The organism is Methanothermobacter sp. THM-1, from assembly GCF_009914355.1.
Classification (GTDB): Archaea; Methanobacteriota; Methanobacteria; order Methanobacteriales; family Methanothermobacteraceae; genus Methanothermobacter; species Methanothermobacter wolfei.
In genome coordinates, this window is the sequence record NZ_CP044013.1 from 1,066,906 (window position 1) to 1,082,815 (window position 15,910).

The 15,910-nt window shown below is 48.9% G+C and carries 14 protein-coding genes, 2 tRNA genes and 1 pseudogene; 8 read left to right on the top strand and 9 right to left on the bottom strand.

Going from position 1 to position 15,910, the window contains the following annotated elements:
• Window positions 1–654 carry a hydrogenase nickel incorporation protein HypB gene (gene hypB, locus FZP57_RS05530; RefSeq protein WP_074359120.1) on the bottom strand — a complete coding sequence of 218 codons (654 nt, stop codon included), beginning with the start codon at window positions 652–654 and terminating at the stop codon, window positions 1–3.
• A 10-nt stretch (window positions 655–664) separates the two neighbouring features.
• A complete protein-coding gene (hypA, locus tag FZP57_RS05535; protein WP_074359121.1) occupies window positions 665–1,033 on the bottom strand; it encodes a hydrogenase maturation nickel metallochaperone HypA in 369 nt (122 codons plus the stop codon).
• Window positions 1,034–1,134: 101 nt separating this feature from the next.
• Between hypA and FZP57_RS05540 the strand changes: the two genes are divergently transcribed.
• Window positions 1,135–1,992 (top strand): ribose-phosphate diphosphokinase, encoded by an 858-nt coding sequence (locus tag FZP57_RS05540; protein WP_191216037.1) that lies wholly within the window; start codon window positions 1,135–1,137, stop codon window positions 1,990–1,992.
• 87 nt (window positions 1,993–2,079) lie between these two features.
• Here FZP57_RS05540 and lonB read toward each other — a convergent pair whose 3' ends face one another.
• The 4 genes from lonB to FZP57_RS09605 form a co-directional block, all read right to left on the bottom strand.
• On the bottom strand, window positions 2,080–4,017 hold the full coding sequence (gene lonB, locus FZP57_RS05545) for an ATP-dependent protease LonB (RefSeq protein ID WP_074359123.1): 1,938 nt from the start codon (window positions 4,015–4,017) through the stop codon (window positions 2,080–2,082).
• A 222-nt stretch (window positions 4,018–4,239) separates the two neighbouring features.
• Complete coding sequence (locus FZP57_RS09600; RefSeq protein WP_255477746.1) at window positions 4,240–4,575, bottom strand: PAS domain S-box protein; 336 nt, start codon at window positions 4,573–4,575, stop codon at window positions 4,240–4,242.
• On the bottom strand, window positions 4,535–5,254 hold the full coding sequence (locus FZP57_RS05550) for a PAS domain S-box protein (RefSeq protein ID WP_255477747.1): 720 nt from the start codon (window positions 5,252–5,254) through the stop codon (window positions 4,535–4,537). Before FZP57_RS05550 ends, FZP57_RS09600 begins: the two co-directional genes overlap by 41 nt.
• 35 nt (window positions 5,255–5,289) lie before the next feature.
• Window positions 5,290–5,475, bottom strand: a complete 186-nt coding sequence (locus FZP57_RS09605; RefSeq protein ID WP_255477748.1) for a PAS domain-containing protein — start codon at window positions 5,473–5,475, stop codon at window positions 5,290–5,292.
• A gap of 197 nt (window positions 5,476–5,672) precedes the next feature.
• On the opposite strand from FZP57_RS09605, the gene cobQ reads away from it, so the two are divergent.
• Window positions 5,673–7,187: a cobyric acid synthase CobQ gene (gene cobQ / locus FZP57_RS05555; protein WP_074359124.1), complete on the top strand. Its 1,515-nt coding sequence runs from the start codon at window positions 5,673–5,675 to the stop codon at window positions 7,185–7,187.
• A 40-nt stretch (window positions 7,188–7,227) separates the two neighbouring features.
• Here cobQ and FZP57_RS05560 read toward each other — a convergent pair whose 3' ends face one another.
• Both FZP57_RS05560 and FZP57_RS05565 read right to left on the bottom strand, forming a co-directional pair.
• A complete protein-coding gene (locus FZP57_RS05560; protein ID WP_191216038.1) occupies window positions 7,228–8,625 on the bottom strand; it encodes a DASS family sodium-coupled anion symporter in 1,398 nt (465 codons plus the stop codon).
• A gap of 158 nt (window positions 8,626–8,783) precedes the next feature.
• Window positions 8,784–9,524, bottom strand: a complete 741-nt coding sequence (locus FZP57_RS05565; protein WP_074359126.1) for a heparan-alpha-glucosaminide N-acetyltransferase — start codon at window positions 9,522–9,524, stop codon at window positions 8,784–8,786.
• Window positions 9,525–9,715: 191 nt separating this feature from the next.
• Between FZP57_RS05565 and FZP57_RS05570 the strand changes: the two genes are divergently transcribed.
• The 4 genes from FZP57_RS05570 to FZP57_RS05585 all read left to right on the top strand — a co-directional run bounded on the left by FZP57_RS05570 (window position 9,716) and on the right by FZP57_RS05585 (window position 12,232).
• Window positions 9,716–9,789: transfer RNA gene (locus FZP57_RS05570), tRNA-Gly, on the top strand.
• Window positions 9,790–9,791: 2 nt separating this feature from the next.
• Window positions 9,792–9,865 (top strand) — tRNA-Gly (locus FZP57_RS05575).
• A gap of 162 nt (window positions 9,866–10,027) precedes the next feature.
• The gene (locus tag FZP57_RS05580; protein ID WP_074359127.1) at window positions 10,028–11,068 is read left to right on the top strand and encodes a hydroxymethylglutaryl-CoA synthase; all 1,041 of its coding nucleotides are present in this window, start codon (window positions 10,028–10,030) and stop codon (window positions 11,066–11,068) included.
• Window positions 11,069–11,080: 12 nt separating this feature from the next.
• Window positions 11,081–12,232, top strand: coding sequence for a thiolase domain-containing protein (locus FZP57_RS05585; protein ID WP_074359128.1), 1,152 nt, complete (start codon window positions 11,081–11,083; stop codon window positions 12,230–12,232).
• A 324-nt stretch (window positions 12,233–12,556) separates the two neighbouring features.
• On the opposite strand, the gene thsA is transcribed toward FZP57_RS05585, so the two are convergent.
• Window positions 12,557–14,173 (bottom strand): thermosome subunit alpha, encoded by a 1,617-nt coding sequence (thsA, locus tag FZP57_RS05590; protein ID WP_191216596.1) that lies wholly within the window; start codon window positions 14,171–14,173, stop codon window positions 12,557–12,559.
• Window positions 14,174–14,677: 504 nt separating this feature from the next.
• On the opposite strand from thsA, the pseudogene FZP57_RS09475 reads away from it, so the two are divergent.
• Both FZP57_RS09475 and FZP57_RS05595 read left to right on the top strand, forming a co-directional pair.
• Window positions 14,678–14,815, top strand: a pseudogene (locus FZP57_RS09475) (hypothetical protein); the annotation flags it as partial.
• A gap of 6 nt (window positions 14,816–14,821) precedes the next feature.
• Entirely contained in the window at window positions 14,822–15,853 is a 1,032-nt protein-coding gene (locus FZP57_RS05595) for a transglutaminase family protein (RefSeq protein WP_238338018.1), read from the top strand.
• Window positions 15,854–15,910: the final 57 nt, after the last annotated feature.

Sequence of the window (15,910 nt, forward strand, 5' to 3'; positions counted from 1 at the left end):
TTAATTGGACATTGCCTCTTCAATTGATTCAATAACATCCTGAAGTCCTTCACCTGTCTTAAGGCTTGTTTTAACTACCCTGACATCAGGATTAAGTTTTTTAACATCATCCACCATCTTATCGATGTCAGCCCCCACGGCATCTGCAAGGTCCGCCTTGTTTATAACTACAAGGTCAGCCTCCCTGAATATGAGGGGGTGCTTCTCAACGGTGTCATCACCCTCGGTTGAACTCACAACAACAATCCTCATATGGGATCCAAGGTCGAAGTCAACGGGACATATGAGGTTTCCCACGTTCTCTATGAAGAGGATGTCCACCTCCTCAAGGGGGATGTCATCAAGTCCGTGTTCAACGAGGTGTGCGTCCAGGTGGCACTCCTTCCCTGTGTTAAGCCCCACCACCGGGACTCCGTACTTCTCGAATCTTCCTGCGTCGAATTTGCTTATAACGTCCCCTGCTATAACAGCAACCCTCCGGTCCATGTTCTCAATTAACTTCTCGATGAGTGTTGTTTTCCCGGACCCTATGGCCCCGAGAAAGTCGACCGCGAATACATCTGCCCTGTCAAGGCGTCTCTGGTTTTTCTTTGCGAGTTTTCTGTTTGCAAGGAGAATATCATTCTGAATCTCAACCTCTGCTATCTTGTGCATTGAATTCCTCCTAATCCCTCTTTTCTATCTTTATATTTTTAACGTTACACTCCCTTCCAGCCCTAACATGGAATTCATGGCCTCCGCAGCTGGGACAGCTCACCACAGGGGCCAGATGGTTAAGTTCATCGGTATCCACAGCACCCTCATATCCGCAGGTGCATTCGATCTCAACCGGAACGACCTCTATGTTGAACCGGGCCCCCTCAAGGATGGTGTCCTCACTGAGGACATCCAGCATGAATTTTATCTGTTCCGGGTTCAGAAGGGTCATCTGGCCGATTTCAACGGTAACCTCAAGGACCTCCACGGCATCATTCTTTTCGGCTGCATCGATAACTGTCCTTACAATTGCATCGGCCATTGATAGTTCATGCAAGCACTTCACCTCTTGGACGGGTAATATCTGACAAAATTTTATAATTAGAATTAATAAAAGTATGTATATAAAAATTGTCAATGATTACAAGGTGGTTTTTTATGATAATAGGTTGTTCAGCATCGCAGAAACTCGCTGCTAAGGTTGCAGATTTACTTGATGATCATCTATGTCCGGTTGAGACCCGTAAATTCCCTGATGGTGAACGTTACATCAGGGTGAAGGGGGATGTCCAGGGTGAGGTCACGGTTATACAGTCAACAGGGCACCCCCAGGATGAGAACCTCATGGAACTCCTGTTCATGATAAAGAACCTCAGGGACCTTGGAGCTGAGCGTGTACGTGCAGTGATACCCTACTTTGGTTACGGGAGGCAGGAGCGGCGCTTCAAGAGCGGGGAGGCGGTTTCTGCAAGGATTGTTGCAGAGCTGATCGAAGCTGCCGGTGCAGATGAACTCGTTACCGTTAACCTCCATGAGAACTGCCTCAGTGAATTCTTCAGCATCCCTGTAAGGGAACTCTCTGCAATGCCCCTCATCGCAGACCACATTTCGGGTCTTCTGGATGACCCTGTTGTGATAGCCCCTGACAGGGGCGCCCTTGGACATGCAAGGGAGGTGAGCGGTATACTTGGCTGTGAATGCGACTATATGGAGAAGGTGCGGCTCTCACCCGAGGTCGTTGAGACCCGTGTGAAGGACCTTGATGTTGCAGGTATGGACGCTGTGGTGGTGGATGATATCATAAGTACAGGTGGCACCATAGTGAACGCTGCCGGTATACTGAGGGAAAACCAGGCATCAAGCATAACCGTCTGCTGCGTCCACCCGGTCCTTGTCGAGGATGCCCTCATAAAGATATTCTCCGCAGGGGTGGACGATGTTATTGCAACGGACACACTGACGTCTGAGGTCAGCGACATCTCTGTGGCTCCACTGATTGCAGGGGCCCTGAAATAAATTAATTTTAATGGCATAGCCTAAGAATAGCAAAATTCACCACTTAATCCAGAAAAAATAATTTATCAGGGACAGATATCCCTGAATTCAGTGCATGGCGGGCTTCTTAATTATTGAGGGCACCATGTCACTTATCTTCTGCATTCTTTCAAGGAGGCTCTCCTTGCCCTTGCCTATGAGGGCGTGTTCAAGGACGTCCCCGAGGGTTTCAACAGGGACTACTTCAATCTTATCCTCATACTTCTTCTCTATCATAACATCCCCCATGTTGGATGCCGGTATGAGGACCTTCTTTATGCCTGCCTCTGCAGCCGCCTCGATCTTACCTGTAACTCCACCAACAGGGAGCACATCCCCCCTTATGCTCAGTGACCCTGTAAGTGCCACCGACTGGTCCACTGGTATCTCCTCAAGGGCGGATATGACTGCGGTTGCAACCGAGACACTTGCACTGTCACCCTCCACACCGTCATAGGCCTGGAGGAACTGTATGTGTATATCGTAGTTGGATATGTCTGTGCCCGTGTATTTCTTTATGAGTGCGCTGACATTCTGCACGGCCTCCCTTGCAATCTCACCGAGTTTCCCTGTGGCTATGATCCTCCCCTCTTCCTTGCTCTGGGCCGGGGCTGCCTCGGCCGCTATTGGAAGTATGATTCCGCTGCGGTCACCGATTATTGCAAGGCCGTTAACCCTGCCGACCTCGCCGCCCTCTGATTTGAAGACGCTGTATTTTTTCTTCTGTACAATGTACCTGTCGGCAATCTGCTGTTCAAGGGTCCTTGAAAGCTTCTTGGCCTCCACCACATCCTCTGGTTCAACGATTTCGGCTCCCCTGCTCTTTGCAATGTCACCAGCTGCCCTCACAAGGCCGCCGAGTTCACGGAGTTTGAGTGTGAGGGAGTCCTTCTTACCGGCCCTCCTCTGGGCTTCCCTTATTATCTCCTTTATGGCTTCCCTGCTGAAGTGGGGTATTCTTCCGTCCTTTTCAACTTCCTGTGCAACGAACTGGACGAGCTTATCCCTGTTTTCAGGTGTGTCGGGCATTGAATCCTTCATGAAAACCTCGTATCCATATCCCCTTATCCTGGATCTGAGGGCGGGGTGCATCCCCTCAAGTACCTGGAGGTTCCCTGAGGCCACCAGGACGAAGTCGCAGGGTACTGCCTGCGAACGGACCATTGCACCGCTGCTTGTTTCACTCTGACCCGTGATGGAGTATTTCTTCTCCTGCATGGCTGTGAGGAGCTCCTGCTGGGTCTTCATCTTCATTGTGCCTATCTCATCAATGTAGAGAACACCCTTGTTGGCCCTGTGTATCATCCCTGCCTCCACACGTTCATGGGCCGGTGTCCCAAGGCCGCCTGACTGGTAGGGGTCGTGTCTCACGTCCCCCAGGAGGGCGCCGGCATGGGCACCGGTTGCATCCACGAAGGGTGCTACCTGACGGCCCTCATTGTTCACCAGGAGTTTCGGGACCATCACGGTTTTCCTTGGCCTGAACTGCTGCATTGCAAGGAAGACTATGCCTGCCGCTATGATGGCTGCAAGGAACTGCTGAACCATGAAGCCAAGGACAAGGATGAAGGATATTATGAGCATCATGAAGAGATTCTTCTTCTCATCCTGTGCCCTTGCCTTGTTCTTATGGTTCATTACGATTTTCCTCCCCTCACCTGCAGGGACGGTTCCTATGAGGGGGTTGTTAGGGTCCTCTATGTTAGGGTATACGAGTATGTCCTGGAGCCTTTCACGTGGCAGCAGCTCGGCCATTGCCTTTGCAAGCATGGATTTACCCACACCAGGCTCACCTATTAAAAGTACGTTACGTCTCTGTTCAGCAGCCTTTTTTATGGTCTCGACTGCCTCTTCCTGACCTATAATCTGATTTATAAGCCTTTCAGGGACATTTATATCCTTTGATGTTTCATATGAAAGGGATGCCTGTGACTCTTCTTTTTTACTGTCACTGCTTTCATATGAAACCTTTTCCTCAACTCTGGAGTTTTTAATGGTGGTTTTCATTTCTATTCAAATGCCTCCATTAAGTGAAGTGGTTAAAATAAAGTCACGATGTATAATAGTCACCTTCTTCTACTTAAAATATTTTACTTACAAATTTTTATTTTAATATATGGGGTTTCCACTTATAAAGGTATCCATCACCGTCCTGATTACGCTCCCTGAATTAGAACCAGATAGGCGGGAAACATTTCAAGGACCCTGCTGGATCCGGATAGGGGAATATCAGCGGTTAATCTCAGATATCAGGGCAAGGGCGTTCTGTATGAACTTTTCAACTATCTTCCTGTACTTCTCCTCACTTGCCCTGAGGGCCTCCTCGGTCCTCTTAATCTCTGTTATATCCCTTGCAATGGTGGAAACGCCAATTATGTTACCCTCAAAATCCCTGAGGGGTGACATGGAAATTGAGACCCAGATCGTCTCACCATCACTCCTTATACGTTTTGCTTCGAAGTTTGAAACCACTCCGCCAGATTTCACCTCCTCAATGAGGCCCCTGAGCCTTTCAAACTCCTCATCATCCATGAGGATGGAGACATTTTTTTCCCTTAATCTCATCTGCACCGTAACCGTATATCTCTTCAGCACCCCTGTTCCAGTCCATTATCCTGCCATCAAGGTCATAGCTGACAATCGCATCCCCTGCAGATTCAACAATGGATGCCATCCTTTCAAGTTCCCTCTGAAACTTCATCCTCTCTGTAACATCCCTGAATATTGCCCTGCTGTACTCCACGGTCCCGTTACTCATCTTAACATTGACGTTACCCTCAACGAATACCTTCTCGCCATCAGCTGTTATGAAGGCCGTCTCAATGATTGGGATGTTCTCGCCTGACATGACCCTCCTGAAGAGTTCACGGCACTCATCCACCTTATCAGGGTGTATCACATCAAAGATTGTCAGGTTCTCAAGTTCACCTTCAGTGTAGCCGAGGGTCTTCTTCCATGCCCTGTTAACGTATAAAAATTTTCCATCAGGGGTAACGGCCTGTATCATGTCATTGGCATTCTCAAAGAGGTCCCTGAACTGTTCCTCCCTTTCAAGGACCTCAAGTTCCATCTTTTTTCTTTCTGAGATGTCCCTTATGATTGAAGTTAGAAAGAGTCTCCCCTGACTTCTTGAGGGGTTGAGGCTCATCTCAACAGGGAACTCTGTCCCGTCCGCCCTTAATGAGACGGTTTCAAAGACCTTGCCTGCCAGTTCATGTTCGCCCCGGGCCCTGTAGTCCCTCATCTTCTGGTGGAGGTCATCCCTGAGGCCCTCAGGGACTATGACATCAATTTTTTACCCATGAGGGTTTCATAGCCTAACATTCTATCTGCAGATGGATTTGAGAAGATAATAACCCCGTCCTCGTTGACCGTGATTATCCCGTCGGGGCTGTTCATTATAACGGTCTTAAAGATTGATAGTAACTCATCGGATGATAGAACTTCAGCAGAATCATTGGACATCTCATAAACCTCCATCCATATCCTGTTAATAATTATTGTGTTAGTTAGTATTTAAGATTGATGTCAGACACTGAAGTTTTATATCAGGAACCCACAAATTCAGACTAGTAATCATCTAGTAGTGTATCTGTTGCTGTTGATTTAAGGAATGCGACAGAACCACCAGATTAAATAACCCCCTACCAAGTGGTGTATCCATGAGTTCAAGGTGTATAATGGTTCAGGGCACATCATCCAGTGCAGGTAAAAGCGTCCTTGTCGCCGCCCTCTGCCGCATATTCTCAAGGAGAGGGTATCGTGTAGCCCCCTTCAAATCCCAGAACATGTCACTCAATTCATTCACAACCTCCGAGAACCGGGAGATAGCAATAGCCCAGGTCCTTCAGGCTGAAGCAGCTGGCATAGAGCCATCACATCACATGAACCCGGTGCTCCTCAAGCCCAAGGAGGACTTCACATCCCAGGTCATAGTTCATGGGAGGCCGGTAGGGAACATGAACTTCAATGAATACCAGGTGGACTTCAGGGGAACAGCCCTTGAAGCCATAAAGGAGTCCCTTGAATACCTGAAGTCCAGGTATGACCTCATTGTAATTGAGGGTGCGGGTTCTCCTGCAGAGATAAACATGAGGGACAGGGACCTTGCCAACATGGAGATAGCCCACCTTGCAGATGCAGATGTCATCCTTGTTGCGGATATAGACCGTGGAGGTGTCTTCGCATCCATTGCAGGAACATTCATGCTCCTTGATGAACGTGACAGGTCAAGGATAAAGGGTGTTGTTATAAACAAATTCAGGGGCAACCTGGACATCCTCATGCCCGGTATTGAAAGGATAGAGGAGATTACAGGTGTCCCTGTCCTAGGTGTCCTGCCCTACGATGAGGCCCTCAGACTCCCTGAGGAGGATTCAGCATCCCTGGCAGACAGGAAATATCGCGGGAAGGGAAAAATAAAGGTTGGTGTCATCAGGCTCCCCCGGATATCGAACTTCACGGACATCGACCCCCTTGAATATGAAGAGGATGTCTCAGTGAAACTCATCGAGGCCGGTGACAGCCTCCACAACCTGGATGCCATCATAATCCCCGGGACCCGGAACACCATAAAAGACCTCATCCACCTCCATGAGACGGGCCTTGCCCATGAAATCATGGAACTGAGCCAGGATATACCGGTATTCGGTATATGTGGCGGGTTTCAGATGCTCGGCAGACGAGTGGTTGATGATGGTGGCCATGAATCAGCCCATGGAACCGTGGAGGGACTTGGCCTCCTTGACTGTGAAACCGTCTTTACAGGGGATGGTAAGATAATCTCACAGAGCCACGGTGAAATCATTGGGGGAGGCCTCTTCCATGGTCTGGGGGGTGAAACCGTTGAGGGCTATGAGCTTCATGAGGGCACCACAGTTCTGGGTGACGTGAAACCCCTTATAAGGGTGGAGAAGGGTTCAGGGAACCTGCGTGACGGCGGCTTTGATGGTGCCGTTGATGGAAATGTTGCGGGAACCTACTTCCATGGCATATTCCATAACTTCAGGTTCAGGAGGTACTTCACAAACATCCTCAGGGAGCAGAGGGGCCTGGAACCCCTTGACTATGACAGGGATGATTTCAGGGACTCCCGGAGGTTCTCCCTTGACAGACTGGCTGAGATAGTGGAGAACAACATGGACCTCTCACCCGTTGAGGAGCTCCTTAAAAATTAATTAACGGCTGAAAATGAATAAATCAGGCAGGGATCCAATTTCATCCCAGGAATGGAGTTGCAAGTGTCGTTATGACAAGCACCGTAAGTATGACGCCTACAATTATTAGGGGTATCCCTGCCCTTGGAATGTCCCTCAGCTTAACGTATCCTGTACCGTATGCCATTGCAACTGTTGGATCCGCCATCGGGAGCATGAATGAGAGTGAACATGCTATTGCAACCGGAACGGCGTATATTCCTGCTGGCTGTCCCTGTGCAGCTGCAAGGGTCACGGAAAGGGGTACGAGTATGGCTGAGAGTGCTATGTTTGACATCACCTGGGTTATGAGTACCGCCACGGTCATCAGCAGCAGCATGACCAGGAGGACTGGTGGACTGGAGCCCAGCATCCTTACAATGTCATTGATAAGCCATGCGGCAGCCCCTGTCTTTAGAAGGGCGCTTCCCAGGGAGAGGGCGCCGCCAAAGAATATTATGAGGCCCCAGTCAATGTTCTTCTGGGCATCCTTCCAGGTTATCACACCGGATGATATGAACATGACCGCGGCGATGAGTGAAACAGAGTAGCTGTTAATCCCTGTCCAGGATGCCGTAACCCAGAGGAATATTGCGAAAAGCAGGATGGCTGCACTGAGTTTTTCCTGTCTGCCCATTGCTCCAAGTCCCTGAACCCTGTCGCCGATGAGTTCCTGGATGTTCTCAATGGCCTTTACTTCTGCGGGGAATATTCTCATCAGTAGGAACCATATAACGGCCAGCATGACCAGGGACAGTGGTAACCCGAAGATCATCCAGTTAAGGAAGGGTATTCCTGTGTATGCGGCTGCCATGAGGTTGGGTGCTGTTCCTATCTCTGTCCCGAAGCCCCCTGCAAGGGATCCGAAGGATGCTCCGAGTATCATGGCCTTTGCATAGTTACTCCTTCCATGCTGGGGATCCCTGCACCCCATGAGGTCAACTATCTCCTTTATGATGGGCAGCAGCATTGCAAAGGCAACAACGTTTTCAATCCATGCAGAGAGGATACCGGTTGAGAATATGCTTACCATGAGGCCCCTCTCAGGGGAGGCTCCAAGTCTCCCCAGGAGGTAATATGTGAAGCGCTGGGCAAGACCGCTCTTTCTTATGGCCTCAGCCATTATGAATCCGCCTATCATCAGGAAGATTATGGGGTTCGCAAAGCCTATAACCGCATTTTCAAAGCTCTCAACACCCATAAGTGGCTGAGCAAAGAGTATTATCAGTGAGGTTACAGGGAGTGGCAGGGCCTCGGTTGCCCACATTGAAACCGCAAAAACAAGAAGCGATAAAGCCGCATGTCCTGAGGCCTTCAGACCAGGCATGGGTATTATATAAACTGCAAGTGCAATTAGAATGCTGAGGATAAATCCTTTCTTTGTATCCGTGCTATTACCTCCCTTAACAGTATTTTTCATCTCAAAAAAAACATTAATCCCAGTTTTTGAGAAACTTCTATATACACGTTTCAATATATAAGTCTTTAAGATGGAGCCGCTAACGTTCCATCTTCAGGCTGGAAACTGCGATCTGAAGATGGAATACTCCAATGCATGCGTTCCAGGCTCTGAAGAGCTTATCTAAAACTGTTTAATACCAATATAATCATTATTATAACCGGTTGATGGATAAAATAGATTTTCAGAGAGTTTCTGCCAAGAAGTGCGGGTTTGCTGAGGGGCAATGCCCCTGTGTCCAGGTCAAATCTTCTTCTGTATCCCCTGTAAAGGACATCCCCTGCACTCATCCCGGTCAGCATGACGCCCAGCCAGGGAAAGAGTGGAAAGTAATCAAGGCTGTAGAAGCTATGTGGTCTCAGCCCCGCCCATAAAAGCCATGGATAATCCGCCCTGAAACCTGAGAGGATCATTCCAGCTGCGATGGACAGAGAGGCTGCCATGAGGGCTAACCATGGTTTTCCCATAAAGGGGTATGAGAGTATAATCCCGGCTCCGATGAAGTGGAGGACCCCGAATAGTATCACACCATCCCCTGGGTATATCCATGTTGCAAGGGTTATTATGAGGCCGTACCCGAAAATCCTGAGTCCCCGATTAAGGTAGGCACTGAACGATGCATCTCCCTCAAGGATCCGGCGGGAATGGCTCAGGCTCAGTGAGAGGCCTGCGATGAATATGAAGAGGAATGCTGTCAGCCTCCCTGCAAGCCATAGAGGTGGCGATGACATGTCTATCTCTGTTACTGAAAAGAAATCGAGGTCAAAGAGTGCATGATATGCCACCATCATAATGACAGCGATTCCCCTCAGGGCATCGACCTCAACAAATCTTTTTCCCCCATTCATCTCATTAACCATCCCAGAACTACTGAAGGGCTAACCTATCGAGCATCCGATTATTTAGTTTATACCTTTCCAGCATCCGGCGCCCTCCTCTTCAGCTGCATCTGTTATTTATGGTGGCCCCTCCTTTATCATGTCGGGGCAGAGAGAATAAATAGAAAACTTTATATATGATGATTTCAAATCTTTTCTATGCCTACGAATTTGCGGCGTTAGTCCAGCCTGGTTAAGACACTGGCCTGCCACGCCAGCGACCCGGGTTCAAATCCCGGACGCCGCATAGCGGTTGTAGTCTAGTCTGGTTAGGACTCGGGCCTTCCAAGCCCGCGACCCGGGTTCAAATCCCGGCAACCGCATAAAAACTGTTTCTGTTCTGATTTTCTGCACCATATACATTGAGACCCCCTCCTTTTATGCTGCTACCTATATATAGTAGAAGGTAGGATAGTAGAGCAAGGGATAAATACTTTGGTTTTAGATAATAATAAGATCCAGACTAATATTATGGTGTGATACTCATGGCTGGAATCGTTGGATATGGAGTTTACGTTCCATCATACAGAATAAAGGTTGAAGAAATCGCCAGGGTCTGGGGAGATGACCCCCAGGCCATATCAAGGGGGCTTGTGGTGCAGGAAAAATCCGTGCCTGGCCCGGATGAAGACACCGCCACAATAGCAGTTGAAGCTGCAAGATATGCTGTTAAAAGAAGTAAGATAGACCCATCAAAGATCGGGGCTGTCTACGTGGGTTCAGAGTCCCACCCCTACGCAGTTAAACCAACAGCAACAATCGTTGCAGAGGCTATTGAAGCAACACCACAGATGACGGCTGCGGACCTTGAGTTCGCATGTAAAGCAGGCACCGCGGGTATACAGGCATGTATGGGACTTGTAGACTCAGATATGGTTGAGTATGGTCTTGCGGTTGGTGCGGACACGGCCCAGGGAGCTCCAGGCGATGCCCTTGAATACACGGCATCAGCAGGTGGAGCAGCCTACGTTATCGGAAAGGAAGACACCCTTGCAGAGATAACAGATACATACAGCTTCACAACAGACACACCAGACTTTTACAGGAGGGAGGGCATGCCCTACCCCAGGCATGGAGGAAGGTTCACAGGGGAACCGGCCTACTTCAAACACGTCCTTGGAGCTGCCAGGGGCATGCTGGAGAAAAGCGGGATGAGCGCATCAGACTTTGATTATGCTGTTTTCCACCAGCCAAACGGTAAATTCTACCTCAAGGCTGCGAAGAAGCTTGGATTTGAAAGCGAGCAGGTAAAACCGGGTCTCCTCACACCCGTGATAGGTAACACCTACTCAGGTGCAACACCAATCGGACTTGCAGCAACCCTTGACGTGGCATCCCCGGGTGACAGGATACTTGCAGTATCCTATGGTTCAGGGGCTGGAAGCGACGCCTTCATCATCGAGGTGACCGATGGAATTGAGGAGAAGCGTGAACTGGCGCCCTCTGTAAGTGAGGTTATTGAAGAGAAGAGGTATGTTGATTATGCAGTTTATGCCAAGTTCAAGGGCAAACTCAGGATGGCTTAATATGGTGATAAAATGAGGGATGTAGCAGTTATTGGAGTTTCACAGACAAAATTTGGAGAACTCTGGGATGTTTCCTTCAGGGACATGATAACAGAGGCCGGCCTCGGAGCAATCGAGGACGCCGGCATTGAGGGTGCTGACCTTGAGGCCATGTACGTGGGTAACATGTCAGCCGGCCTCTTCATCAAACAGGAACACATCTCCTCACTCATCGCTGACCATGCAGGTCTCACACCCATACCCTCAACAAGGGTTGAGGCTGCGTGTGCCTCAGGGGGCCTTGCACTCAGGAGCGGTGTGATGGCCGTTGCCTCAGGGTACCATGATATAGTGATAGCTGCAGGTGTGGAGAAGATGACCGATGTCGTTGACCCCACCCCGGCAATCGCAACAGCCTCTGACCAGGAATGGGAGGCCCAGCAGGGTGTCACCTTCCCTTCACTGTATGCCATGATGGCAAGGAGGCACATGTACGAGTACGGTACAACCAGGGAACAGCTTGCCATGGTATCGGTTATAAACCATGAGAACGCCTCAAAGAACCCCAGGGCGCAGTTCCCCATGAAGGTCACCCTTGAACAGGTTATGAGTTCAACCATGGTTGCGGATCCCCTGAGACTGCTTGACTGTTCACCCATATCTGATGGTGCCGCAGCCGTCATACTCTGCCCTGCTGAGATGGCGAGGGAGTACACGGACACCCCCGTCTATGTTAAGGCCTCTGCACAAGCTTCAGGTACAATTGCACTCCACGACCGCAGGGACATAACAAGGATAGATGCAACGGTTCATGCTGCCCGCAGGGCGTTTAAAATGGCTGATCTAACACCAGGAGACATTGACCTTGTGGAGGTCCATGACTGTTTCAGTATAAACGGTATACTTGCAGTTGAGGATCTGGGCTTTGTTGAGAAGGGTGAAGGTGGAAGGGCCTTTGAAGAGGGCATGACACGGATTGACGGTGACATACCCGTGAACCCATCAGGGGGCCTTAAGGCACGTGGACACCCCCTCGGAGCTACAGGGATAGCCCAGGCAGCAGAGGTGGTCTGGCAGCTCCGTGGTGAAGCCGGTGAAAGACAGGTTGAGGGTGCTGAGGTTGGTATGACCCACAACATTGGTGGAACCGGTGGAACCGCAGCGGTTCACATATTCACAAGGTGATTCACCGTAGTGAAACTCCAGGATTATCATTTTTTTTTAATAGATATGCAGGCTTCTTCCTTTTTATAGGGAATTCCCTGCCGGCATTTTATTTTTTATATCTGCAGGATTCATGTGAAGAATACCATGAAGGACCTGTTCTTATACTATCAGATTCAGCTAATCAGCTGAGGCCATTATGTGGCTGATCCCTCAAAATAAGCTCCAGGAAAAACCTGGGTCCTTTTAATCGGATTAATCTTCACAGAAGCAATAAAAAAGATCCATGAACCCGATAAAAACAGTGCCGCTAAAAAAATTTAAAAAGGGAGTGGGGAATGTCCCTTACATTGGAGGCATTCCGCCCATGCCGCCCATTTCATCCATGTCCTCATCAGAGGAACCTGAAGATGATGCGGCTATAACGTCATCTATACGCAGGATCATTTCAGCTGCTTCAGCTGCAGACTGTATTGCCTGTTTCTTGACCTTGTGTGGCTCAATGACCCCTGCCTTGTTCATGTCAACGATGTCACCCTCAAAGACATCGAGTCCCATGTATGGTGAGGTTTCGTGGGCTGCCCTGAGGTCAACCAGTGCATCGATGCTGTCAAGACCTGCGTTTTCTGCCAGGGTCTTTGGAACGATTTCAAGGGCTTCAGCAAAGGCTGAAACTGCCAGCTGCTCCCTTCCACTTATTGCATCAGCGTAGTCCTTGAGCCTCTTGGCTATCTCTATTTCTGGTGCTCCACCACCTGCTACAACCTTACCATCTTCAACTGTTGCAGCCACGACACCTATAGCGTCTTCAATGGCCCTTTCAACTTCGCTTACAACGTGTTCGGTTGAACCCCTGACAAGTATTGTGACTGCCTTTGGTTCCTTGCATTCCTCAACAAAGATCATCTCTTCGCCTGAGATCTTCTTCTCTGAGACCACTCCTGCTTCACCGATGTCTTCTTCGCTAAGGTCTTCAATGTTTGTAACGATGCTTGCACCTGTTGCCTTGGATAGTTTCTCCATGTCAGACTTTTTAACCCTTCTCACAGCAAGGACGCCTGCCTTTGCAAGGTAGTGCTGTGCAAGGTCATCGATACCCTTCTGGCAGAAGAGGACGTTGGCACCGGTGCTGACTATCTTGTCAACCATGTCACGGATCATCTGTTCTTCCTGTTCAATGAAGGCCTGCATCTGTGATGGGTCTGTTATCCTGATTTCAGCGTCAACTTCTGTCTCTTTAACCTCTATTGGACAGTTCAGGAGGGCTATTTTTGCATTTTCAACCTTCTTAGGCATTCCTGGGTGTACCCTTTCCTTGTCTATTATTACACCCTGTACAAGGGTTGAGTCGTCTACGGCTGCGCCTTCTTTCTTCTCTATCTTTATGTGATCCTTCTCAACTTCGCCGTCTTCCTCAACCTGTTTTACAGCGTCAACTATGAGTTCTGCAAGTGGTTCCCTTGCCTTTTCTGTACCCTTTCCTGTCATTGCGGTCATTGCGACCTTTATGAGTGTGTCCCTGTCACTTGCGTCAATTGCAATTGTGTTGAGTATTTCCTGGGCCTTTTCAGCGGCCTGCCTGTAACCCATTGCAATGATTGTTGGGTGGATCTCCATTTCAAGGAGGTTTTCTGCCTTCTTGAGTAGTTCCCCGGCTATTATGACTGCTGTGGTTGTCCCGTCACCCACCTCGTCTTCCTGGGTCTTGGCGACCTCCACCAGCATCTTTGCTGCAGGGTGCTCGATGTCCATCTCCTTGAGTATTGTAACACCATCGTTTGTTACGACGATGTCCCCAAGGGAGTCAACCAGCATCTTGTCCATACCCCTTGGTCCAAGGGTTGTCCTTACTGTTTCTGCAAGGATTTTACCTGCAAGTATGTTCATCCTCTGTGCGTCTCTTCCAAGGTACCTGCTTGTACCTTCGGGTAGTACAAGAATTGGCTGCTGTTCCTGTGCCATCATAAATCACCTCAATTTTTCAGTAAGTATGTGCATTTATCAATGGGTTAGAGGTTCTATAAATATTTTACGGTGCATGTGGTAATGAAAGATAAATGACATACGGCAGTTTTGAAACTCCCACTGCGCCCAGATCCCTCTGAACTATTCTTTTCAGCAACTCCCTGATCGTGACTATAATTCTCATCTTAAGGGCTCTCAGGTGGATGATGACCCCCTCTCCTGGAAGATAATAAATTCTCATCAATGATTCCCTGATGATGGATATTTAAAGTAGATGAGAGAGTAGTAAAGAGGGTATTACTCCAGGACTGAATAATAATTCTGTAATTTAATCATCTTAAAATTCTCTATGATGCTTTTAATCATTATAGGAACTAGGAACCGGAAAAATCGCCCGGTTAGATCATAAATTTCAAAATTAACCTCTTTCCAGCGTTCCGTCTGAAAGCCTTTCAAAAACATTTATCACCATCATGAAACTTAAATATAATTTGTGGTAACATGCTAAAAAAGACCACAAAAGCATGCCTTCCTGTGATCCTGATTATATTAATCCTCCTGGAAGGTGCATGTGCCGTTGAAAACGGTTCAGAAGTTTTAAACAGCTCCGAAATTCTCGAAGCCAGCGTCAGAGTCACCTCTTTTATGGAGAAAAATCAGAGACTCCCTGAAACCATAACCGTCCGTAACAGTACCCTTGACCCTGCATCCTACACCTATGCCCTCAGCAGGGCACTTACCGGATCAGCTACCGTGAAGGTGATCTCTCCGGGTACGCCTCCACTTAACATCAGGCGCATCTCAGGGACATTTACACGCAGCAAGTGCCTTGAGATAGCCTCCAAACTCCGTGACTTCACAGCAACCCATAACAGGTGCCCCTCAACCATAAGCTACAATGGTGGAACAGTTGACTTCTACAACACTGTATACCTCCTCTCAAAGACCGGTGCATGGAAGTACAGTAAGGGTGGAATGCCAGGGAAGGTTAACATCAAAACCCCCATCCCCAGGGTTGCATACCGCCTGGACTCAAACACCGTTGACCTCAGGATAAAGAGCATCACACTGAAACTTAAAAGAACCAGGAAAGTGATGGATGCAACCCTCAGGAAAATGAAGCTCACAGGGAACAGGAACACTCTTCTCAGGCTGCAGGCAAGGTACAGGTCCCTCAACAGCACCTTCACATCACTCCAGAAACAGCTCAGGTATTACAGGGACCTTAAAAATTCACCATGGTACGTTCCAGCCAGCCTCAGGGTGTACCTCAAAACCACAGCCCACTGCAGTGTCACCGACCCCAACATCGTTTACCTTGCACGTGAACTCTCAGAGAACACAACATACGCCACCGGGGACAGTATATTCAGATGGGTGCGTGACAGCATTGACTACTCATTCTACTACAGGACACGTTACGGTGCCACAGGCACACTGAAATACAGGACCGGGAACTGTGTCGACCAGGCACACCTTCTGGTGGCCCTTGCAAGGACCAGCGGTATACCCGCACGTTACGTGCGCGGTTACTGTAAGTTCATAAGCGGAAACTGGTACTCCCATGTATGGGTCCAGATATGGATACGTGGACGTGGATGGGTGACAGCAGACACAACACATACAATAAATACCCTTGGCTGTGTAAGGAACTGGGACCGGAACGCTTCAAAGTGAAAGAAACCCTCCGCGAGTACAGCCTCTGAAGGCAGTATGCTGCAAGCAGGAATAAAC